This window comes from Cupriavidus lacunae (assembly GCF_003353055.1).
GTDB lineage: Bacteria > Pseudomonadota > Gammaproteobacteria > Burkholderiales > Burkholderiaceae > Cupriavidus > Cupriavidus lacunae.
In genome coordinates this window covers 1-21,095 of record NZ_QKWJ01000059.1, presented here as the reverse complement: position 1 = coordinate 21,095, position 21,095 = coordinate 1, and the positions used below count along the sequence as shown (strand labels likewise).

General features: G+C 63.5%; 18 protein-coding genes and 1 pseudogene. 16 read left to right on the top strand and 3 right to left on the bottom strand.

Going from position 1 to position 21,095, the window contains the following annotated elements; genetic code table 11:
* Positions 1-71: 71 nt before the first annotated feature.
* The 8 genes from DN412_RS30615 to DN412_RS30580 all read left to right on the top strand — a co-directional run bounded on the left by DN412_RS30615 (position 72) and on the right by DN412_RS30580 (position 10,646).
* A complete protein-coding gene (locus DN412_RS30615) occupies positions 72-1,736 on the top strand; it encodes a DUF1302 domain-containing protein (RefSeq protein ID WP_208647686.1) in 1,665 nt (554 codons plus the stop codon).
* Positions 1,737-1,748: 12 nt separating this feature from the next.
* Positions 1,749-3,119 carry a DUF1329 domain-containing protein gene (locus DN412_RS30610; protein WP_115214994.1) on the top strand — a complete coding sequence of 457 codons (1,371 nt, stop codon included), beginning with the start codon at positions 1,749-1,751 and terminating at the stop codon, positions 3,117-3,119.
* A gap of 55 nt (positions 3,120-3,174) precedes the next feature.
* The gene (locus DN412_RS30605) at positions 3,175-4,236 is read left to right on the top strand and encodes a WD40/YVTN/BNR-like repeat-containing protein (protein WP_115214993.1); all 1,062 of its coding nucleotides are present in this window, start codon (positions 3,175-3,177) and stop codon (positions 4,234-4,236) included.
* Between the two features lie 28 nt (positions 4,237-4,264).
* Positions 4,265-6,706: an efflux RND transporter permease subunit gene (locus tag DN412_RS30600; RefSeq protein WP_115214992.1), complete on the top strand. Its 2,442-nt coding sequence runs from the start codon at positions 4,265-4,267 to the stop codon at positions 6,704-6,706.
* An 11-nt stretch (positions 6,707-6,717) separates the two neighbouring features.
* Complete coding sequence (dmpE, locus tag DN412_RS30595) at positions 6,718-7,500, top strand: 2-oxopent-4-enoate hydratase (RefSeq protein WP_115214991.1); 783 nt, start codon at positions 6,718-6,720, stop codon at positions 7,498-7,500.
* Positions 7,501-7,521: 21 nt separating this feature from the next.
* Entirely contained in the window at positions 7,522-8,478 is a 957-nt protein-coding gene (locus DN412_RS30590) for an acetaldehyde dehydrogenase (acetylating) (RefSeq protein ID WP_115214990.1), read from the top strand.
* 28 nt (positions 8,479-8,506) lie between these two features.
* The gene (gene dmpG, locus DN412_RS30585) at positions 8,507-9,520 is read left to right on the top strand and encodes a 4-hydroxy-2-oxovalerate aldolase (RefSeq protein ID WP_115214989.1); all 1,014 of its coding nucleotides are present in this window, start codon (positions 8,507-8,509) and stop codon (positions 9,518-9,520) included.
* Between the two features lie 121 nt (positions 9,521-9,641).
* Positions 9,642-10,646 (top strand): tripartite tricarboxylate transporter substrate-binding protein, encoded by a 1,005-nt coding sequence (locus tag DN412_RS30580; RefSeq protein WP_244222836.1) that lies wholly within the window; start codon positions 9,642-9,644, stop codon positions 10,644-10,646.
* 118 nt (positions 10,647-10,764) lie between these two features.
* Here the strand turns inward: DN412_RS30580 and DN412_RS30575 are convergent.
* Positions 10,765-10,848 (bottom strand): annotated as a pseudogene (locus tag DN412_RS30575) (ABC transporter permease); the annotation flags it as partial.
* Positions 10,849-11,273: 425 nt separating this feature from the next.
* Positions 11,274-11,810, bottom strand: a complete 537-nt coding sequence (locus tag DN412_RS30570) for a MarR family winged helix-turn-helix transcriptional regulator (RefSeq protein WP_115214988.1) — start codon at positions 11,808-11,810, stop codon at positions 11,274-11,276.
* 256 nt (positions 11,811-12,066) lie between these two features.
* On the opposite strand from DN412_RS30570, the gene DN412_RS30565 reads away from it, so the two are divergent.
* From DN412_RS30565 to DN412_RS30530, 8 genes are all read left to right on the top strand, one after another.
* A complete protein-coding gene (locus DN412_RS30565; RefSeq protein WP_115214987.1) occupies positions 12,067-13,437 on the top strand; it encodes an acyclic terpene utilization AtuA family protein in 1,371 nt (456 codons plus the stop codon).
* A 1-nt stretch (position 13,438) separates the two neighbouring features.
* On the top strand, positions 13,439-13,756 hold the full coding sequence (locus DN412_RS30560; RefSeq protein ID WP_161564069.1) for a DUF4387 domain-containing protein: 318 nt from the start codon (positions 13,439-13,441) through the stop codon (positions 13,754-13,756).
* Between the two features lie 29 nt (positions 13,757-13,785).
* Positions 13,786-14,802, top strand: a complete 1,017-nt coding sequence (locus DN412_RS30555; RefSeq protein WP_115214985.1) for a TauD/TfdA family dioxygenase — start codon at positions 13,786-13,788, stop codon at positions 14,800-14,802.
* 14 nt (positions 14,803-14,816) lie between these two features.
* On the top strand, positions 14,817-16,244 hold the full coding sequence (locus DN412_RS30550) for an MmgE/PrpD family protein (RefSeq protein WP_115214984.1): 1,428 nt from the start codon (positions 14,817-14,819) through the stop codon (positions 16,242-16,244).
* Entirely contained in the window at positions 16,241-16,987 is a 747-nt protein-coding gene (locus tag DN412_RS30545) for a class II aldolase/adducin family protein (RefSeq protein WP_115214983.1), read from the top strand. Before DN412_RS30550 ends, DN412_RS30545 begins: the two co-directional genes overlap by 4 nt.
* Positions 16,984-17,985 carry a 2-dehydropantoate 2-reductase gene (locus tag DN412_RS30540; RefSeq protein ID WP_115214982.1) on the top strand — a complete coding sequence of 334 codons (1,002 nt, stop codon included), beginning with the start codon at positions 16,984-16,986 and terminating at the stop codon, positions 17,983-17,985. The genes DN412_RS30545 and DN412_RS30540 overlap by 4 nt, the downstream gene beginning before the upstream one ends.
* Before the next feature lie 80 nt (positions 17,986-18,065).
* Complete coding sequence (locus DN412_RS30535) at positions 18,066-19,505, top strand: MFS transporter (protein ID WP_115214981.1); 1,440 nt, start codon at positions 18,066-18,068, stop codon at positions 19,503-19,505.
* Between the two features lie 118 nt (positions 19,506-19,623).
* Positions 19,624-20,700: a porin gene (locus tag DN412_RS30530; RefSeq protein ID WP_115214980.1), complete on the top strand. Its 1,077-nt coding sequence runs from the start codon at positions 19,624-19,626 to the stop codon at positions 20,698-20,700.
* A 45-nt stretch (positions 20,701-20,745) separates the two neighbouring features.
* Here DN412_RS30530 and DN412_RS43565 read toward each other — a convergent pair whose 3' ends face one another.
* Positions 20,746-20,889 (bottom strand): hypothetical protein, encoded by a 144-nt coding sequence (locus DN412_RS43565; RefSeq protein ID WP_161564068.1) that lies wholly within the window; start codon positions 20,887-20,889, stop codon positions 20,746-20,748.
* Between the last annotated feature and the right edge of the window lie 206 nt (positions 20,890-21,095).

The following is a 21,095-nucleotide window of genomic DNA, read 5'->3' as shown; positions in this document are numbered from 1 at the left end:
GGAAGCCGCAGGGCAAACGCGCCGGCAAATGACCGGCGTGGCTGTATTCCCCTAAGAAGCGAGGAGGAGACATGATGGAAAGAAAGAGAAAGAGATATCGCCCGACAAGGGCCTGCGCAGCAGCTTTGCTCTTGATCGGTGCAACGGGAGCATCGCGTGTGGGCGCATTCGAGATGGATTTAGCTCCCGAAGCCAAGCTACGCTGGGATAACACATTCAAGTACAGTGCGGCGGTCCGCGTGAAAGAATCATCATCAACGCTGACCAGCAACGCGAACTATGACGACGGTGACCGCAATTTCTCCCGCGGCCTGATTTCTAACAGGCTCGACTGGTTGAGCGAATTCGATCTGACCTACCGCAACTTCGGCGCGCGAGTCAGTGGTGCCGCGTGGTATGACTCGATCTACAACCGGCATAACGACAATGATTCGCCCTCCACGGCGAACTCGATCAGCGTGCCGTTCAACCACTTCACGGATGCAACGCAGACGCTGCATGGACAAAAGGCGGAACTGCTCGATGCCTTCGTGTTCGGCAAGTTTGACTTGGGCGAAACCCGGTCCAGCCTGCGCTTGGGCCGGCACGCTTTTCTATACGGCGAAAGCCTGTTCTTTGGCAACAACGGCATTGCCGCCGCGCAGGCGCCGATCGATGCCATCAAGGCGCTTTCAGTGCCCAACACGCAGTTCAAGGAGTTGCTGCGTCCTGTCAATCAGGTGTCGGGGCAGATGCAATTGCCCCACGGATTTTCACTCGGTGGCTATTATCAGCTCGAGTGGAGGCGCACGCGCGTGCCCGCGGCCGGCAGTTATTTCAGCAACGCGGACATGGCTGATGCCGGCGGCGAGCGCATCATCGCGGCGGAAGGAGCGGCCGGACCGATCGCCTCCTTCTACCGGGGGCGCGATCAGGAGGCGAGGAACAGCGGCCAAGGCGGTTTGCAACTGCGCTACCGGGTAGACGCGATCGATACCGACTTCGGACTTTATTTCGCGCGCTACCACGACAAGAACTTCCAGGTCTACTTACGCCCCGGCGCGGGCGTGGGATCAACCTCGCCGGTGGACCAGATCGGGCAGTACAACCTGGTGTTTCCGGAGAACATCCGTACCTTCGGCGCGAGCTTCTCGACTACCGTTGGCGAGGCCAATGTCGGCGGCGAAATATCCATACGCCGCAATGCACCACTGGTGGGTGACCCGCAGGTTGTGGCTGGTAACACGGCTGCGGATAACAGCGGCAATCCGCTGTATCCGGTGGGTTCCACCGCACATGCGCAGTTGTCAGTGATCACGGTGCTGCCCCGCTCACCGCTGTGGGCCTCCGCGAACCTGATCGGGGAGGTGGCGTGGAATAGGCGGTTAAGCATTGACCGCAACGCCGCGGCGTTGGATGCCAATACCACGCGTGACGCGGCCGCGCTACGTGTCGTGCTGGAACCGTCGTATTTTCAGGTAATGGAAGGGCTCGATATCAGTGTCCCGATTGGCATCGGTTACAGCCCTTTCGGACGTTCGTCGGCCGTGGCCGGCTTTGGCGGCGGTGCCTACCACGGCGGGGACCTCAGCATCGGTGTCAATGGGGAGTATCTGAAGGTGTGGAAGATTGGACTGAACTACACACATTACTACGGAGGCGCGGCCCCGCTGACCACGCCGGCTGGAACACTCACATTCGGACAGACGCTGAAGGATCGTGATTTTGTCTCCTTCACCCTCTCACGCACCATCTAGGAACCCTTCACCATGAAAAACCCCATTCATCGCATCCTGGCGGTGGCGCTCGGCCTCCTGGCGACGGTGCCCGCGTTGTCCATCGGCGCGGTGTCGCCGCAGGAGGCCGCCACTCTCAAGACGACACTGACGCCGCTGGGCGCGGAACGCGCCGGCAACAAGGAAGGAACCATTCCCGCCTGGACGGGCGGCTATACCGCCGGGTCTGGCGCTCAGAAGAGCGAAGGCCGTCGTGTCGATCCGTTCGCGGCTGACAAGCCGCTGTTCACGATCACTGCTGCCAATGCATCCAAATACTCGGAACATCTGAGCGAAGGGGTGATGGCGCTGTTCCAGCGCTATCCCGAAACTTTCCGCATCAATGTCTATCCGACCCGCCGCACGGCGGCCGCCCCGCAATGGCTCTACAACAATACCTTGCGCAACGCTACCCAAGCCAAGCTGTCTAAGGACGGACTGGCTGTCGAAGGCGCCTATGGCGGTGTGCCGTTTCCGATCCCAAAGAGTGGAGAGGAGGTCCGCTGGAATCACCTCACGCGCTGGCGCGGGCAATCGATCGACATGCGCTACAAGGTGTGGGCGAATACCCCAAGTGGCCAGTCGGTGCTGGCGACGCAGGCTACGGTGAACGATCAATTTCCCTACTATCGCGAGCCAGCCGGGGACGGTTCAAAGCACGATGGCATGTTCTGGCAGTCGATTCAGTCCACGGACGCTCCGGCGTTCCGCGCGGGTGAGGCTTTGTTGCTGCGCGACCAGAACGACTTCTCCGACGGCAGGATGATCTGGCAATACCTTGCCGGGCAGCGGCGCGTGCGTCGCGCGCCCAATATTGGCTTCGATACGCCGGACTTCGTAGCATCGGGCACCAGCTTTTTTGATGAAGCTTTCGGGGGTGTCGGTTCTTCAGAGCGCTACGACCTGAAGCTGCTCGGAAAGAAGGAGATGTACATCCCGTACAACACCAACCGCTTGCTGACAATCAGCGATGCCGAAGCGATGGCGAAGAACCATCTGAAGCCGGAGAATCTTCGCTGGGAACTGCACCGCGTATGGGTGGTGGAGGCGACGCTGAAAGCCGGAAAACGGCACGCTGTGCCGCGCCGGATCTCGTACCACGACGAGGATACCTGGGCGACCTCCGTGATGGACGGCTGGGATGCCCAGGGCAAGATCTGGCGAACGGACCTGATGTTGCCCTTCGTTGCTCCCGAGTTGCCTGCCGTGGTGACGATGTGCACCGATGCGTTCTTCAACCTGCAGACCGGCGCGTGGCTCTATCGCTGCTCGATGGGCGATTTCGACGAACAGTACAAGGCGGTGCCCTACCGCGCCGACAGCTACTTTACGCCCGATGCCCTTGTGAGCAACCAGGCGCGCTAGCCATCGCCAATGCTGCCTGCCTTTGCGGAGGCAGGTAGCCCTTTACGGATTCCCCATGTCCATGTCCTCCTTTTCAGAAAAACGCCGTCACTTTCTCAAGGCGCTGGCGTTGACGGCCTCCATGCCGATGGCTGCGTCTGCCACATCGCCGGCAGCCGTTAGTAACGACCCCGCCGAGCTTGCCGCGCGTTCCCTGCTCACCGCAATCGCCCAGGCGGGGCCGCGCCTGGTAGCGTGCGGCGAGCGGGGACATATCTTGTTGTCTGACGACGGCGGGCACCGGTGGCGCGGTGCCGCCGTGCCGGTGGACGTGACACTGACGGACCTTGCCTTCATAGATGCCAGCAAGGGCTGGGCGGTTGGCCATGGCGGCGTGATCCTGCGCACGGTGGATGCGGGGCAGACCTGGACCCGTCAGCTTGATGGCGTGACGGCCGCGCGCAAGCTATATGCGCGCGCCGGCGGTGCCGATGCTGCCGCCCGCAGGAATGCCGAGCGCTTCATAGCGGATGGCGCAGATAAGCCTTTTCTGGCCGTGCATTTTGTGGACGCGCAGCGTGGCTTTGCGGTTGGCGCCTACGGACTCTTCTTTTCGACAGACGATGGCGGTGAGAACTGGGAGCCCGCCGGTGCAGCCTTGCCCGGGTTGGAGCGTTCGCATCTCTACGCGATCACGAGTAGCGGTCCGGAGGTGCTCATCGCTGGTGAAGCGGGTGGTGTCTTTCGCTCCCGCAATCGCGGCGAAAGCTTCGCGCGTCTGAGTATTCCGTATAAGGGCACGCTCTTTACTCTTCAGAGAGGAAAGAGCGGAGAGCTGGTTGCCGCAGGCCTACGCGGGAACGCATTCGTTTCGGCAAATGGCGGTGATGACTGGGGCAAGAGCCAGATCCCCACGCAGCGCTCGCTGTTCGGTGGCGCAGTGCGGCGCAATGGCGCGATTCTGCTGTTCGACGAGGCGGGCGGCGCTTGGCGCAGCACGGACGGTGGACGCCAGTTCCAGGCCACGGTAGCAGACAACCCTATCCCGATTATTGCAGTGGTGGAGGAGTCAAGTGGCGTACTGGTCGTAGTAGGCCAACGTGGCGCCAGTCACGTGAACCTTCGCTCGGCCTCATAAGCTCCCCTCTCAGTACCGAAGGATTGACATGAACCACGCGTCAGATAGTGTGCTTACCCCAGAATTTCCTCCAATCGACGATATTTCGAAGTTTGACCGGAATTCTGGCGGTCTTCTCGAACGGCTCCTCTTCAACCATCGTATTGCGTGGATCTCGGTCTGCCTGGTTCTGACCGTCGCACTGGGTATGGGCGCGACCGGCCTGCGGCTGAATGCAAGCTTCCTGAAGACGATCCCGACGCATCATCCGTTTGTCGTTAACTATCTCGGACACGCCAAGGATTTGCAGGGCACCTCCAACGCCGTGCGCATCGCAGTAGAGACGCGCGGTGACACCATCTACGACGCGGCCTACCTGGATGTGCTGCGGCAGCTTAGTGACGATCTGTATCTGCTGCCCGGCGTGGACCGGGCATACATGAAGTCGCTATGGACGCCTGCCACACGTTGGACGGGGGTGACCGAAGACGGATTCGACGGCGGCCCGGTGGTCCCGGACAACTACGATGGCTCCCCAGAAAGCATCGCCGCGCTGCGCGCTAACGTTGAGCGGTCCGGGGAGATCGGGCAACTGGTGGCGCCGGACTTCCGCTCCAGCATCGTGTATCTGCCGTTGTTGGACATTGATCATGACACAGGGCGGCAGCTCGACTACGGGGCACTTTCCGCTCGGCTGGATACGTTGCGAGAAAAGTATGACGGAAAGGGCGTGAAGATACGCATCGTAGGCTTTGCCAAGGTGATGGGTGACCTGATTGGCGGCTTGCGCGTGATGCTCGGCTTCTTCGGCGCAGCCATCGCCATCACCTCTCTGACGCTATTCTTTTTCACGCGCTGCTGGCGTAGCAGTGCCCTGGTGATCGGTTGCACGCTGACGGGCATTATCTGGCTACTCGGACTGCTTCCGCTACTAGGCTACGAGTTCAATCCCTATTCGATCCTGATTCCGTTCCTGGTGTACGCCGTCGGCGTTAGCCACGCTGCACAGAAGATGAACGGCATACTGCAAGACATCGCGCGCGGCACGCACAAGCTGATCGCGGCGCGCTACACCTTTCGGCGCCTGTTCGTCGCCGGGGTCACTGCCTTGCTCGCGGATGCGGTTGGCTTTGCGATTCTGGGCTTGGTGGACGTGCCGGTCATTCGCGAGCTCGCGGTGATCGCCAGCCTTGGCGTAGCGATTCTGGTGTTTACCAATCTCGCGTTGCTGCCGATCCTGCTGTCGTACACGGGGGTGTCGGAACGGGCCGCGCAGAGGGCGTTGCAGCGTGATAGCACGATGGCGCGGACGCGGTCGGTTTGGACCATGCTGGCAGGGCTGACGCGAGGCAGGGCAGCGACGATTGTCATCTTGTTGGCGGCTGTGTTTGGCATTCTCGCTTTCGGCGCCGCCCGGCATCTGCGCATCGGGGACCTGGACGCAGGTGCACCGGAGTTGCGCGCGGGGTCGATGTATAACCGTGACAACGCGTTCGTGGTGCAAAACTATCGCGCGAGCAGTGATGTGTTCGTGGTGATGGTCAAGACCCCACCCGGCCAATGTGCGCAATACCAGCGATTGCAGATGGTCGATACGCTTGAGTTGCGGCTGCGGGAGGTGCCGGGCGTGGAGGGAACACAATCCCTGGCGTCGTTGACTCGCCAATCGATGGTGGGGATGAACGAAGGCAATCCAAAATGGGCTGACCTGATCGCCAACCAGGAACTCATCAATGCCGGCGCTGCAAGGGCACCCCGCGAGCTATTTAATCCGACCTGCGACCTGCTGTCGGTCTATGTCTACCTGCGCGACCACAAAGCAGAGACGCTCGCAGCGGTGGTCGCTGCCGTGGAGGATTTCCGCACCCGGCACCCGAGCCAGGATACGCAGATTCTGCTGGCCGCGGGCAATGCCGGCATCGAGGCTGCTACCAATATCGTGGTGGAGGACGCCAACCACAAGATGCTGCTGTGGGTGTATGGCGCCGTGATTCTGCTGTGTTTCATCGCCTTCCGCTCGTGGCGCGCCGTGGTCTGCACGGTGCTGCCACTGATGCTGACTTCGGTGCTGGTGGAAGCTCTGATGGTCTGGCTCGGCATGGGCGTCAAGGTGGCGACGCTGCCGGTAGTAGCGCTTGGGGTGGGCATCGGGGTGGACTACGCGCTATACAACCTTTCGGTGACGATGAGCGGGTTGCGGCAGGGTGCAACTCTCGCGCAGGCGTACTACCATGCATTGAATTTCACTGGCCGAGTCGTGGTGTTCACCGGCATTACGCTCTCGCTGTGCGTGCTGACTTGGGTATTCTCGCCGATCAAGTTCCAGGCGGACATGGGCATCCTGCTGGCTTTCATGTTCCTCGTGAACATGATCGGCGCGCTTGTGCTGGTTCCCGCCATCGCGTGCTTCGTGCTGCGACCGACGTCGCCGGGGACCGATGCCGCGCGTAATGACGCCAACCAAAACTCCAGTTTCATCATTCCTCATTGAGACAGCATTCCATGCAAACTTCTCTGATTGCTTCCCTGGGTGACGAGCTCTTCCGGGCCGTGAGCAGCGGTACGGTGGTCGATCCGATCTCATCGCGGTATCCAGACTTGACAATCGAAGACGCATATCGCATCCAGCAACACGTGATTGAGCTCGAACGAGCCCAGGGTGCCCGCGTGATCGGAAAGAAGGTCGGCGTGACCAGCGAGGCTGTGATGGCTATGCTGGGCGTGGATCAGCCTGACTTCGGATTCCTGCTTGACAAGATGCTTGTGCCGGAGGGTGATGCCATCGACATGCGCCGTCTTATTCAACCGAAGGCCGAAGGGGAAATCGCGTTTGTTCTCAAGCATGACCTGTGCGGGCCGGGTATTTCGGTCGCTGACGTGTTACGTGCGACCGAGGGCGTGATGGCCTGCTTCGAGATCGTCGATTCGCGGATACGGGACTGGAAGATCAAGATCCAGGACACCGTGGCTGACAACGCGTCGTGTGGGTTGTTCGTGCTCGGTAGCCAATTGGTGGATCCGCGCGCGCTCGACTTGCGAACCTGCGGAATGGTACTGGAGCGCAATGGCAGCGTCGTTGCGACCGGTGCAGGCGCTGCCGCGTTGAACTCCCCGGCAAATGCAGTTGCCTGGCTGGCCAACACGATGGGAAGACTGGGTATGCCGTTGCAGGCTGGCGAAATTGTCCTTTCCGGTTCCCTTGCCGCGATGGTACCCGTCCAGTCCGGCGACAGTCTCCACGTGTCGATTGGTGGCGTCGGCGGCTGTTCTGTGCGATTTTCTTGATTTTTGCGGGAGCGCAAATAAATGCAAACCACATACAGGCTCAAAGCCGCCATTATTGGTTCCGGAAACATCGGCACGGATCTGATGATCAAGATCCTGCGCCACGGCGCGCATATCGAACTGGGCGCGATGGTGGGCATCGACCCTGCATCCGATGGCCTAGCACGCGCCGCGCGCCTTGGTGTGGCGACCACCCATGAAGGTGTGGAAGGCCTGACGCGCCTGCCGGTGTTCAGCGACATCGACATCGTGTTCGATGCCACCAGCGCCGGCGCGCACGTGAAGAACGACGCGTACCTGCGCGGGCTGCGCCCGTCGCTGCGCATGATCGACCTGACACCGGCGGCAATCGGCCCGTACTGCATCCCGGTGGTCAACGGCGACGCCCACCTCGACGCGCATAACGTCAATATGGTCACCTGCGGCGGGCAGGCCACCATTCCCATGGTGGCTGCAGTATCGCGCGTGGCGCCGGTGCTGTATGCCGAGATCGTGGCCAGCATTTCCAGCAAGAGCGCGGGCCCCGGCACGCGCGCCAATATCGACGAGTTCACCGAGACGACTTCGAAGGCGATCGAAGCGATTGGCGGGGCCGGGAAGGGCAAGGCCATCATCGTGCTCAATCCCGCCGAGCCGCCGCTGATCATGCGCGACACGGTGTATTGCCTGAGCGAAATGGCGGAAGAGAATGCCATCGCCGCGTCGATCGAAGCCATGGCTGCCGCGGTGCAGCAGTATGTGCCCGGCTATCGCCTCAAGCAGAAGGTGCAGTTCGACCGTATCCCGGCGGACGCGCCGCTGGTGGTGCCAGGCGTGGGCCGGGTGAGCGGGCTCAAGACCTCGGTGTTCCTGGAGGTGGAAGGCGCGGCCCACTATCTGCCGGCCTATGCCGGCAACCTCGACATCATGACCAGCGCCGCGCTGACCATCGCGGAGCGGATGGCTGGCGCCACGCTTGCGCAACGCGCCGCAGCCTGACCCACTGCCACGATAAGGAGTACCTGCCATGCATGGCCAAAAGAAGATCTACATTTCCGATGTGACGCTGCGCGACGGCAGCCACGCGATCCGCCATCAATACAGCGTGGAGCAGGCGCGGCAAATCGCCAAAGCGCTGGATGACGCCAAGGTCGATTCGATCGAAGTGGCTCATGGCGACGGCCTGCAAGGATCGAGCTTCAACTACGGGTTCGGCGCCCACAGCGATCTGGAATGGATCGAAGCGGCTGCCAGCGTAGTCAAGCACGCCAGGATCGCCACCTTGCTGCTGCCCGGAATCGGCACGGTCCACGACCTTAAGGATGCCTATAACGCCGGCGCGCGCATTGTTCGCGTGGCCACGCATTGCACCGAGGCGGACGTCTCGCGGCAGCATATCGAGTATGCCCGTCACCTGGGCATGGAGGCGGTCGGCTTCCTGATGATGAGCCACATGACCACACCGCAGGACCTCGCCGCGCAGGCCAAGTTGATGGAAGGCTACGGCGCCACTTGTTGCTATGTGGTGGATTCGGGCGGCGCGCTGACCATGAATGATGTCCGCGACCGCTTCCGCGCCTTCAAGGATGTGCTGAAGCCGGAGACGCAGACCGGCATGCATGCCCACCACAACCTGAGCCTGGGTGTGGCCAACAGCATCGTGGCGGTGGAGGAGGGCTGCGACCGCGTTGACGCCAGCCTTGCCGGCATGGGTGCTGGCGCCGGCAATGCGCCCCTGGAAGTCTTTATCGCGGCGGCGGAGCGCATGGGGTGGAACCACGGCTGCGACCTGTACAAGCTGATGGATGCAGCCGACGATATCGTGCGTCCGCTGCAGGACCGGCCGGTGCGCGTTGACCGCGAGACGCTGGCGTTGGGCTATGCCGGCGTCTATTCCAGCTTCCTGCGCCACAGCGAGGCGGCAGCGAAGAAGTACGGCCTCAAGACCGTTGACGTGCTGGTCGAGTTGGGGCGCCGGCGGATGGTGGGCGGGCAGGAAGACATGATCGTGGATGTGGCACTCGATCTGCTCAACGCTTGAGTAGTGACAGAGCGCACCTGAGAGGACTCGGATAGCGTGCGCGGTAACTCGCGCACTCTGACCTGGGGATGGCGCTCATAACGCCGCTATCAAATACCGAGCGAAAGATCACAAAGGAGACATGATGCGCGCAATACCTCGAACTGCCTGCGGCCATGCACTTGCGGCCGCAGCCGTGTTGCTGTCGGCCGGGACGATGGTGGTTCCCGGAACGGCGCGGGCCCAGTCCGGCGTACAGCCGGCGAAGATCATCGTCGGCTTTTCCGCCGGCGGACCCTTCGACGTGCTGGCCCGCGTGCTTGCCGACAAGCTCAAGGACGAACTCAAGCGGCCGGTGCTAGTGGAAAACCGGCCAGGCGCCGGCGGTCGCGTCGCCGTCGCCAGCCTTAAAGGCTCGCCAGCCGATGGCAGCGTGGTGATGCTAGGTCCGGACGCGCTCACGGTGTTCTATCCGCTGATGGCGAGGAAGCTCAGCTACGATCCGCAGAAAGATCTAACGCCAATCAGTACGGTCGCCGAGTACTATTTCGCGTTTTTCACTGCGTCGCAATCACCATTCAAGAGGTTGGGCGAATACAAGGATTGGGCGGCGAAGCAGCCCGGCGGCGCAGCCATCGGCTATTCTGCCATCGGCAGTCCGCATCATCTGTTCGGGTTGATGCTTGCGAAGACATGGGGTATTCCATTTGTCGACGTCCCGTTCCCAGGGGCCCCCCCACTGATGACCAATCTTATTGGTGGCCAGGTCAGTGCTGGTATCGATGGCCTGCTTGGCAGCATGATTGAATACCATCGATCCGGGAAGATCCGTATCCTGGCTGTGTCCTCGGCGGAGCGCGCGACGCAGGTGCCGGAGGTTCCGACCTTCCACGAACTCGGTTGCGCCAAATGCACTGGTGCGGGTTTTAATGGCATGTATGCGCCGGCGAATACGCCTCGCCGGGTCGTGATCGCATGGAACGACGCGTTGCACAAGGTGCTGGCCATGCGCGAAGTGCGGGAACGGCTCAGAGCGATGGGATATGAGCCGAGACCAGGCACACCGGAAGAGCTGGCCAAGCGCACGGCAGACGGGCTAGCGCAGTGGGCTCCGGCAGTGAAGGCAACAGGTATCACGATCGATTGATCGGCTTTCAACGATCGGCGAACTGGCGCTTGGCGCTGCTTCCAGATTCGGCTGGCCACTTGAAACGGCGTCCATTTCTGCAGGTCGCGCTTTGTCTTTCCTACTTCGAGACCGATTCAAACGGCGCGCCAAGTGCCGCGAGGCCAGGGACCAGCCCGATATAGGTATTCGCCAATCCGAGCTTTGCAAAGAACAGGTACATCGCTTCGTCGTCGCGGCCTCTCGCAACCCTCCTGGCCAGCGTTCTCGGCACCCTGGCAGCAATGGGACTGACCAAGGCGAACCATAAGGGGCAAACGTTGGAACAGATCATTTCATGATTGGCTCATGGTCACGGTCGTGAAAGTCGCCCAGGGTGCTGGTGTGATGTGCCATCGACTGGGCATGGCATGTGCCCTGTCCGGGCTGCTGCTCGGCCCAATTGGGCCCGGCTCGGGGCGACCGCCTTTCGCTCGGCCGCTCTCGGGCCCTAAGCCGCCATTCAGACTAGGGCGGCGACTGCAACGACCGGTTCCGAAGATTACAGCCGTCAACCCCGTCGAGTTAATCAGCAAACAAGTGGCCGACGGGTAGGCCAAGGTCGTACAGGCCTGCTGCCGTCGTGCCTGTATCGTGCGCTGTAAAGGGCTACTGCTCCTGTGCCGCCATCTCCTCTGCTCGCGCGATCAGCTTGTCGACTAGGGTACTGAAGACGGCTACCTCCTCTTCGGTGAGCGCGTTGATCAGTCGTCGTGCGTCGCCTTCGGCCCGAGGAGAGATCTCGTCAAATTTGTGTTTGCCGGTGCGGGTCAGCCACAAGAGAACGCGGCGGTGATTCTCCGGATCGCGCGCCTCTTCGACCAAACCGGCCTTGCGCAAGTTGATGACGGCACGACTGACGTTCATGGGATGCAGGCCGGTCGCCGCGGCAATGTCTTGGGCAGCGCTTCCGGGCTGGCCGGCCAACACCACGATCGCACGCCACTCATTCAAAGAGAGTTCATGCTGCCGCGCGAAGTCGGAGAAGAATGGGCGGCTGATCAGGTTCGACAGCTTCAGTAGTCGAAATCCCACCATGTCCGGCATCAGGACGGATGGGCGTGCCCGGTCACGCTTGGCATCCTCGTCGCCCATGGCGCGGATGGCTGTGCTGACTGTAGTTGTCTTCGAAATAGGCTTGTTCATGTTCACGTTATATGCTGGCGGTGAAGCCTCGCGATTGTGCTCTGTGCCCCGGCGCTGGGTGGGCCAGGGTAACCACTGATATCGGTAACGTTTGTTAGTGATACCATTCTATCAACTTCCAGCACGTGCTGCATGGCTCTCTGGTTGCACGCTGTCCCCTTGTGCGATCGGTTAGGAGCAGCATTGTGCATTTTTTTTGATTTATCATTAACATTTGATATTGATAACAGATGATTTATATCCGGAGGCACCTCTCATGACACGACAGATCCGGTACCTGTCGCCCACCGGCGTTCTCGGCGTCGGTTTTTCGGAAGATCATTTCCGCGCAGCGCTGTCGCCCGACCTCGCGTTCATCGGCTGTGACGCGGGGTCTACCGACGGCGGTCCCGCTAATCTAGGCGGCAACAAACCGTTCTTCTCGCGGGCGGCGGTCAAACGCGACCTGCGCATTCTCATCACCGGCGTCCGCTCCATCGACGTGCCCTTGCTGATCGGCTCGTGCGGCGGCAGCGGCGGCAACTGGAACCTCAACTGGGTGCGCGAGATCGTGCGCGAGATCGCGCAGGAAGAGGGGTTGCGCTTCCGCGTGGCGATCATCGAGTCCGAGCCGCCTCGCGAACTGCTGCTGCGCAAGTATCGTGAGGGCAAGATCCGCGCGCTCGATCCGGCCCCGCCCCTCGACGAGGAAGTCTTGCAGGAGGCCGACCACATCGTCGCGATGATGGGCGCGGAAGCCTACGTTGCCGCCTTGGAAGGCGGCGCGGACGTCGTGCTTGCGGGCCGCTCCACCGATGCCGCGATCTTCGCCGCCATCCCGGTGGCGCGGGGCTTTCCCGCGGGGCTGGCCTGGCACGCCGCCAAGATCATGGAGTGCGGCGGGGCGTCGGTGGTCAAGATGGACAAGCCCGAAGGCATGATCTGCACCATCACCGATGAGCATTTCACGCTCGAGCCGGTCAGCCCGACGCAGCAATGCTCGCCGCTGAGCGTCGCGGCGCACGCGCTGTACGAGACAGCCGATCCTTACCGGATGCTCGAACCCGGCGGCGAGATGGACCTGACCGAGGCGAAGTACGAGGCGGTCACCGACCGCATGGTGCGCGTGACCGGCAGCAGGTTCCACCCCCGGCCCTATACGGTCAAGCTGGAGGGCGCTCGCAAGATCGGCTACCGGGCGATGGTGCTGGGCGGCGTGCGGGATCCGGTCATTCTCGAGCAGTTCGAAGGCTGGTTCGACGGCCTGAAGGCGCATATCGCCGAGAACGTGGAGGGCGTCTTCGGTCCGTCGATCCGAGGCCAGTACCGTATCGACTACAAGATCTACGGCAAGAACGGCGTGCTCGGCGACCGTGAGCCGTATCCGGAGCGCATCGGCAACGAGGTCGGCCTGCTGATGGTCTCGCTGGCGCAGACCCAGGAGGTTGCCTACGCGATTGCCGGGCAGGCGGCGCACATGGTGCTGCACCACTCGGTCCCGCAGTGGGAGGGCTTGCTCTCCAACCTCGCGTTTCCCATCGCCCCCCACTTCTGGAGCCTGGGCGAAGCCTATCAATTCGTGCTGAACCACGTGGTGGAACTGGACCATCCGCTTGAACTGCACCCCATCCGCTATGAGGAGGTCTGACATGCCGCGCCTGCGAGATATCGCCAAGCTCATCCGCACCAAGAATGCCGGGCCGTTTCAACTGACGCTCGACATCATGTTTCCCGACCAGCGCAGCTACGAGCATGTCGTCGCCAGCGGCGTCATCAACAAGCCTGCGATGGCGCGCTTCTTCAAGGTCGACGAGGCTGCCGTCAGGCTCTTCAACTACGCCCCCGGCAATGCCATCAAGGTCACCGTGCCGCGCCTGGTCACCTGCGGTGATCCCGCCGACACCGATCTCTTCGGCGGCCAGCAGTTCGGCTCGCTGGTGGACATCGAAGTGCCGCCGCTCGACTGACCCAAGTTCCCAAATCTACGCTTCCCGCCATGAACAAGCCCATTCTCCGTGACCTCGTCACCGACGCCACCGCCTGGAAAGGCCCCGAGCTGCAGAACGATACTTCCTGGATCTACCGGATTACCGACGCCGAGGGCGCCGAAATCGACGCCGCCCTGCGTGCCGTGCAGCAGGCCGGCCTGAGCTGGGGCGCCTTCGGCAAGGTCGACTTTCCGCTGCCGACGCTCGCGCCCAAGCTGGCCGCCATCGACCAGCAGATCCGCGACGGGCGCGGTTTCGCGCTGCTCAAGGGGCTGCCGGTCCAGCGCTACGCGCTCGACGAGCTGAAGACCATCTACTGGGGCCTCGGCACTCACCTCGGCCAGATCATCTCGCACAACGTGGCGGGCGATTTCGTCGCGCCGGTGACCGACCTCGGCATGAAGACCGATGATCCCAACCGCCGCAACAACACGACGAACCAACTACTCGATCCCCACACCGATCTCGCCGATGTCGTCGCGCTGCTGTGCGTGGAAAAGGCGAAGGAGGGCGGTATGAGTAGCCTCGTCAGCTCCGTCGCGATCCACAACGAGATCGTGCGCAACCATCCGGAATACCTCGACGTGCTGTACGAGGGCTTTTACCACGACTACCGCGGCTATGGCCCCAACGCGGACCCCAACGAGGTCACCGCGACGTCGATCCCGGTGTTCGAGTACAACCACGGCCGCATCAACTGCGCATTCGCCAAGAAGATCATCGAGACGGGGGCGGCAAAGCGCGGCGTGCCCCTGACGGACCTGCAGCAGGCGGCGATCGACTATGTCCACGAACTCGGCACCCGCGAAGACCTGCGGATCGACATGATGCTGGAGCCGGGCGACATCCAGATCATCAACAACTACATCACGCTGCACTCCCGCTCCAACTACATTGACCACGACGACGGCCGCAAGCGCTTTCTGCTGCGCATGTGGATCAACCTGCAGGACAGCGTGCAGCTTTCCGACGCGTTTGCCGCCTTCGTGCGCCGCGGCATTCCTGCGCTCAAGGCAGCGGCTTGAAGGGGGAGCCTCGAATGACGACATCGACGACGGACAAGACGGTGCCAGACGTCACCGGGGAACTGGCGCGCTTCGCCGCCGGGCTGCGCTTCACGGACCTGCCGCAGGAGGTCGTGCAACGGGCCAAGCTGCTCTTTATGGACCTGACCGGCATCATCGTGCGCGCGCAGACGCTGGATTCCACCCTTGTGCTGAAGCAGACCCTGCGCGACCTCGACCAACAGCACGGGGCGGTAGGCGTGCCGGGTTGCGGGCAGGCCTGGACGCCCCAGGCCGCGGCCCTGCTGGCCGGCGCCGCCGGGCATAGCCTGGATTTTGACGACACCCATGCCCCGGCGCAGCTTCATCCCGGCGCCGCAGTGATCCCCGCCGCCCTGGCGGCCGCGCAGATGGTGGGCGCCGGCAGCCGCGAGTTGCTCGCGGCCATCGTGGCGGGATACGAGGTGATGATCCGCGTGGCGCTGGGCGTCAATCCGCTGAAGCACTCCGAGCGCGGCTATCACCTGAGCGCCACGACAGGCGTCTTTGGCGCGACTGCCGCGGCAGGCAACGTGCTCGGGCTCGATGCCGCGCAGATGGCGCATGCCTTCGGCACGGCGCTGAGCGAATCTGCTGGCACCGGCCAGTTCGCGGTCAACGGCGCCTGGACCAAGCGCTTCCATGTCGGCAACGCCGCCGCCGGCGGGCTGCTGGCGGCCTGTCTAGCCCGCCGGGGCTACACGGGGGCCGCCGAGGCGTTCGAAGGCCGCGAAGGTTTCTTCAACGCTTACTCTCCGGCGCCCCAGCCCGAGCAGGCGCTGCAGGGGCTGGGAACGGTATGGGAAATCCTCCAGTCCGGCATCAAGCCGTACCCCTGCTGCCGCGGCATTCACGCCCCGCTGGACGCGGTGATGACCCTGCATGCCCGGCATCAGATCGACATTGACCGGATCGAGTCCGTGCGCGTGGGCATGGCGCGCCGCAGCCTATTCGTGGTGGGAGAGCCGCAGGAGCGCCGCCGCCACCCGAAGAACGTGGTCGACTGCCAGTTCTCCACGCATCTGTGCGTGGCCGTGGCCCTGAAGCACGGGCGCATGGGCTGGGACCACTACGAGCCTGCGCTGGAAGACCCGGAGATCCGCGCCCTGATGCAGCGCATTGACGTGTACGAGGATGCGCGCTGCGAGGCCAATTTCCCGCAGGCCTTTTCCGGCGTGGTCGACATCCGGACCCGGTACGGCGAGCACTGGCACGCGTTCGTGGAGACGCCGCGTGGCGAGCCCGACACTATGCTCGCGGAGCACGAGTTGCGGCAGAAGTTCTCGCTGCTGGTCGACGCCGCCATCGGCAAGGACAAGGCGGCGGCGCTGTATGAGGTCATTGGGCAGATGGACCGCGGCGTGCCGCTGGGCGATCTGCTGGTTTGTACGCAACCGCTGGACGACCGAGGAGGGCGCGCATGACCACCCACACGGAAGGTGAGCTGCGCGAGCAGCTTGCAGCGTGCTACCGCATCTTCGCCATGCTCGGCTGGACCGAGCTGATCTACAACCACATCACGTTGCGGGTACCGGGGCCGCAGCCGCACTTCCTGATCAATCCGTTCGGCCTGCACTACGGCGAGGTCACCGCGGCCAATCTGGTCAAAGTGGATCTGGACGGCAACATCGTCGGCGAATCGCAATGGCCGGTGAACCCGGCGGGGTTCACCCTGCACGCAGCGATTCACCGCGGGATTCCGGATGCGCATTGCGTCATGCATACGCACACCACGGCGGGCAGTGCGGTGGCATGCAGCAGCGCGGGGCTGTCGATGGACAACTTCTACGCGGCGCAACTGCACGACCGCCTTGCCTACCACGACTTCGAAGGCGTGACCGTCCACGCCGACGAGGGGCCGCGAGTGGTGCGGTCGATCGGTTCGGCTCAGGCGGTCATCCTGCGCAACCACGGCTTGCTGGCCTGGGGCACTTCGCTGCCGCAGGCCTTCAGCTACCTGTGGACGCTGCAGCGCGCCTGTGAAATCCAGGTCGCGGGTGCCCCGCTGGGGCCCACGCGGCCGATTCCGGAGGCCATCCGGCGCAAGGCCAGCGCCGATGCCTTGCAGTTCGACGAGCGCTACGGCGCTGGCGCCGATGTGTTTGCCGCATTGAGGCGCCTGGCCGGTCTTGACGCCTCGACACACCGTCAGGGAGTACCGTCATGAAGATCTGCATCTATGGGCTCGGTGCCGTCGGCGGCCTGCTGGCCGCGAGGCTGGCGCTGGCGGACGTTCCCGTCAGCGCGGTGGCGCGCGGCGCCACGCTGGAAGCAGTGAGCCGGGATGGACTGATGCTGCAGGAGCCGAGCGGCAACGACGCGGCTCCGGCCATGCGTCGGGCCCCGATCCGCGTAGCGGCGCGGCCTGCCGACCTGGGCGTGCAGGATCTGGTCATCATAGCCGTCAAGACGACCGCGATGGGCGCGGTGGCGCAGGAGATCGGCCCGCTGCTCGGGCCAGATACCGTCGTGCTGTCGGCCATGAACGGCATCCCGTGGTGGTTCTTTCATGGTATGGCGCCGGAACTGTCCACGCTGCGGGTCCGTGCCGTAGACCCGCAGGGGAGCATTGCGGAGGCCATCGATCCGGCGCGCGTCGTCGGTTGCGTCACCCACCTGTCCGCCGTCGTGCCCGCCCCCGGCACCGTGCGGCACGTGGCGGGCAACCGTCTGATCGTTGGCGAACCCGCTCAGGCCGGCACGACGCGTAGTGCGCGTTTGTCCGCCATCGTCGGCTTGCTGCGGCAGGCGGGATTCGACGTGGAGGAGGCGGCCTCCATCCAGCACGAGATCTGGTTCAAGCTGTGGGGCAACATGACCGTCAACCCCATTTCGGCGATGACTGGCGCCACCGGCGACCGCATCCTCGACGACGAGCTGGTGCGCGGTTTCATGTCGCGTTGCATGCTGGAGGCCGCGGAGATCGGGCGGCGGATCGGCCTGCAGGTCGACTCCGACCCCGAGGCGCGCCATGCGGTAACGCGCCGTCTCGGCGCCTTCCGCACCTCGATGCTGCAGGACGTCGAATCCGGCAAGCCGGTGGAACTCGACGCGCTGGTGGGTGCCGTTATCGAGATTGGGCAGCATGTGGCGGTGCCGACACCGGACCTGGCGGCACTGTTCGGATTGTCCCGCCTGCATGCGCGCGTGCACGGGCTCTATTGACTCGGCTGGCCCGGCCGCACGCAACCGCTACCGGCCGGGGGCTGCTGCATACCATTACAACAAGGGAAAGGGAGACAAACATGTCATCGCACGACAAGGTAGCGGGAGGCACCGGCCATCGCGCTGGCGCCGCCAGCGGGCCACGGCTGGACCGGCTGCCGATTGGGACGTTTCACTACCGGCTGCTCTGGCTGATCGCCGGCGGCCTGTTCTTCGACGCCTTTGACGTCTACCTGTTGGCCGGTGTGACGGGAGCGCTGGTCAAGGAAGGCTTTGCCACGCTGAACCAGGCGGCGCACATCGTGTCGGCAACCTACGCCGGGCTGGTGGTCGGCGCGCTGCTGGCCGGCTACGTGGGGGATCGTTTCGGCCGCAAGGTCTGCTACCAGATCAACCTGGCGGTGGTGTCGGTCGGCACCCTTTGCACGGCGCTGGCTTCCTCGCCCGAGTCGATGGTCGTGCTGCGCTTCGTCACGGCGATCGGCCTTGGCGCCGAAGCCGTCATCAGCTACGCCACGCTCAGCGAATTCATCCCGCCGGCCCGGCGCGGCCGCTGGCTCGGCTTGCTGGCGTTCATTGCCAATCTCGCGGTATTCGCCTCGGCGCTGTGCGGCTATTTGCTGCTGCCGCAAGCGGGCGGGTGGCGCTGGATGTTTGCCATCGCCGGCGCCGGCGCGCTGGTGATGTGGGTGCTGCGCTGGCGCCTGGTGGAGTCGCCGCGCTGGCTGGAGTCGAAGGGTCGCTTCGACAAGGCGGATGCCGTGCTCCGGAAGATCGAGGCCCTTTGCACGCCCGCCGGCGGCCTGCCGCCAGTACGCGTGGAGCAGCAGCCGGCGAGGCAGGCCGACGCCGGGCTGTCGGAACTCTTCTCCGGCGCCGCCCGCAGGCGCACGCTGCTGGGCATGTTCCTCAATATCGTGCAGTACGTAGCGATCTACGGCCTGCTGGTCTGGCTGCCCGGGTTGTACGTCAAGCAGGGCCTCGCGCTGAGCACGTCGCTTGAGTATTCGCTCTTCATGTCGGCTGGCGGCCCGGCGGGGGCGTTGCTAGCCGCGTTGCTGTCCGACCACATCGGCCGGCGCCGCGGCATCGTGGGCTTCTCGCTGTTGGCCGCGCTGCTGGGCTGGGTGTACTCCATGCAGACCTCGCCGGTTGCCATCGCCGGCCTGGGGTTCCTGCTCTTCACCGCGGTCTACGTGCTGGCGACCTATGTCTTCGCGGGCTACGTCGCCGAGTTGTTCCCTACCGCGGTGCGTTCGCGCGGCACGGGCCTGTGCAGCGGCATCGGGCGTGCCGTGTCCATCGGCCTGCCGTATGTCGTGGTGTGGCTGTTTGGGGTCGGCGGCATCACGGCGGTTGCCGTGGCGGTCTCCGTCCTGCTCTTGCTGCAGGCCGGCGTCGTCTGGCTGTGGGGACCGGAGACCAACAGCGTCGCACTGGAAGCGCTGGAAGCGCAATCGGACGAGATCAGCGCGGGGCGGCGCACATTGGCCCCGGGCACCAGGGTGGCCAAGCACTGAAGATACCCGCGGCGCGCGGCCCGGACTGCGCGGCCGCTTCCCTTCGGCATCGGGAAGCGCGTCGCATTTTTTTTGCCACTTCAATAACAATAGTTATCAAGAGAGACGCACAATGAGAATGTCCAGTACTATCGCCATCGCCACGATGGCACTGGCTGCCACCGGTCACGCCGCGACGCCGACCTCCGTTACCCTCTACGGGGTGGCCGACGTCAACGTGGAATACACCAATCACAACCTGACCAGCGGCCCCGGCGGTGCATCCCGGTTCGCCCTGAACTCCGGCGGTCTCTCTTCCAGCCGCTGGGGCCTGCGTGGCGTTGAAGACCTGGGCGGCGGCAAGCGCGCCGTCTTCGCCCTGGAAAGCGGCTTTAGCATCGACACCGGCACCTCGACGCAGGGTGGGCGACTGTTCGGCCGCCAGGCCTGGGTGGGACTCGGTGCGGGCTCGCACCAGGTGACCTTTGGCAGGCAATACACATCGCTGTTCCTGACGCTGGCCAACTATTCGCCTACCGCCTACGCCACCTCCTACGAACCGGTGCCGATCATCGCTGGGTTGAACCTGCGCGAGGACAACCTCGTCAAGTATCACGGTGACTTCGGCCCGGTGAGCACGGAGTTACATTGGAGCTTCGGTGAACAGGCGGGCAGCCTGCAGGGCGGCTCCGGCTTCGGTGCGGGCGCGGACTACCATGCCGGGCCGTTCGGCGTGGCGGTCGCCTATGACGATATCAACAGCACAAAGGTAGCGGGGGACTACACTCGGGCGCGCAAGGCCGCGGTGGCCGTGCGCTACCAGATCGCTTCGCGGTGGTTCACGCAGGCGGCATATCGCTACGGGGCGAACGGCGCGCAGGCTGCCGGCACCGTTGCCCGCGACGACCTGTGGTGGCTGGCGCTGCACTGGCAGGCCACGCCGGCGCTCGAACTGATCGGTGCGGCGTACTACGACAACATCCGCACGCTCCGTGGCGCGGGGGGCATGACCAGCAACCCCGCCAATCCCTGGCAGGTCAGCCTGATCGCGGACTACGTGCTGTCGAAGCGCACGGATCTCTACGTCACGTCCGCCTATACCAAGAACGCTGCGCTGAACTTCGAGAACTACAATGGCGCCGCCGCGGCCTACCAGATCGCGCCGAGTGAGCACAACCAATTCGGCGTCGCCCTGGGGATGCGCCACCGGTTCTGATCAATGGTGTCGGTGCGCGGCTGGGGCCGCGCGCCGGTTTTCAAGCTAGGTGGCCAACGCGTGATCCTTGGGAGTCAAATCACCCGCTAAGGCTTCGATTTCTTTGTGACCGCTACGGCTGGAGGCTGGTAGAAACAGCACCGCGAGGACGGCAAAGTGGATCGAGAACTCAAGCGTCGGCTCGTCCATAAGGACTCGATCACGGTCGCCTATGCAACTGCCTGGCAAGATCGGTGCGTCGAAGACGGAAGGTCTCCATCGGCATCCTGTCCAAGCTAGTGCAGTGTTCCATTCTGTTTGGAACTTAAGCGGCGGTTGGCGCGAATGACTTTCTGCAAGATGTCGCGAGCGCTCTTGGTCCAGATGAACGGCTTGGGGTTGGTGTTGTGGTGAGC

Coding starts and splice junctions, on each gene's coding strand:
- DN412_RS30615 (WP_208647686.1), top strand. CDS start 72: ATGATGGAAAGAAAGAGAAAGAGATATCGCCCGACAAGGGCCTGCGCA.
- DN412_RS30610 (WP_115214994.1), top strand. CDS start 1,749: ATGAAAAACCCCATTCATCGCATCCTGGCGGTGGCGCTCGGCCTCCTG.
- DN412_RS30605 (WP_115214993.1), top strand. CDS start 3,175: ATGTCCATGTCCTCCTTTTCAGAAAAACGCCGTCACTTTCTCAAGGCG.
- DN412_RS30600 (WP_115214992.1), top strand. CDS start 4,265: ATGAACCACGCGTCAGATAGTGTGCTTACCCCAGAATTTCCTCCAATC.
- dmpE (WP_115214991.1), top strand. CDS start 6,718: ATGCAAACTTCTCTGATTGCTTCCCTGGGTGACGAGCTCTTCCGGGCC.
- DN412_RS30590 (WP_115214990.1), top strand. CDS start 7,522: ATGCAAACCACATACAGGCTCAAAGCCGCCATTATTGGTTCCGGAAAC.
- dmpG (WP_115214989.1), top strand. CDS start 8,507: ATGCATGGCCAAAAGAAGATCTACATTTCCGATGTGACGCTGCGCGAC.
- DN412_RS30580 (WP_244222836.1), top strand. CDS start 9,642: ATGATGCGCGCAATACCTCGAACTGCCTGCGGCCATGCACTTGCGGCC.
- DN412_RS30570 (WP_115214988.1), bottom strand. CDS start 11,810: ATGAACAAGCCTATTTCGAAGACAACTACAGTCAGCACAGCCATCCGC.
- DN412_RS30565 (WP_115214987.1), top strand. CDS start 12,067: ATGACACGACAGATCCGGTACCTGTCGCCCACCGGCGTTCTCGGCGTC.
- DN412_RS30560 (WP_161564069.1), top strand. CDS start 13,439: ATGCCGCGCCTGCGAGATATCGCCAAGCTCATCCGCACCAAGAATGCC.
- DN412_RS30555 (WP_115214985.1), top strand. CDS start 13,786: ATGAACAAGCCCATTCTCCGTGACCTCGTCACCGACGCCACCGCCTGG.
- DN412_RS30550 (WP_115214984.1), top strand. CDS start 14,817: ATGACGACATCGACGACGGACAAGACGGTGCCAGACGTCACCGGGGAA.
- DN412_RS30545 (WP_115214983.1), top strand. CDS start 16,241: ATGACCACCCACACGGAAGGTGAGCTGCGCGAGCAGCTTGCAGCGTGC.
- DN412_RS30540 (WP_115214982.1), top strand. CDS start 16,984: ATGAAGATCTGCATCTATGGGCTCGGTGCCGTCGGCGGCCTGCTGGCC.
- DN412_RS30535 (WP_115214981.1), top strand. CDS start 18,066: ATGTCATCGCACGACAAGGTAGCGGGAGGCACCGGCCATCGCGCTGGC.
- DN412_RS30530 (WP_115214980.1), top strand. CDS start 19,624: ATGTCCAGTACTATCGCCATCGCCACGATGGCACTGGCTGCCACCGGT.
- DN412_RS43565 (WP_161564068.1), bottom strand. CDS start 20,889: ATGGACGAGCCGACGCTTGAGTTCTCGATCCACTTTGCCGTCCTCGCG.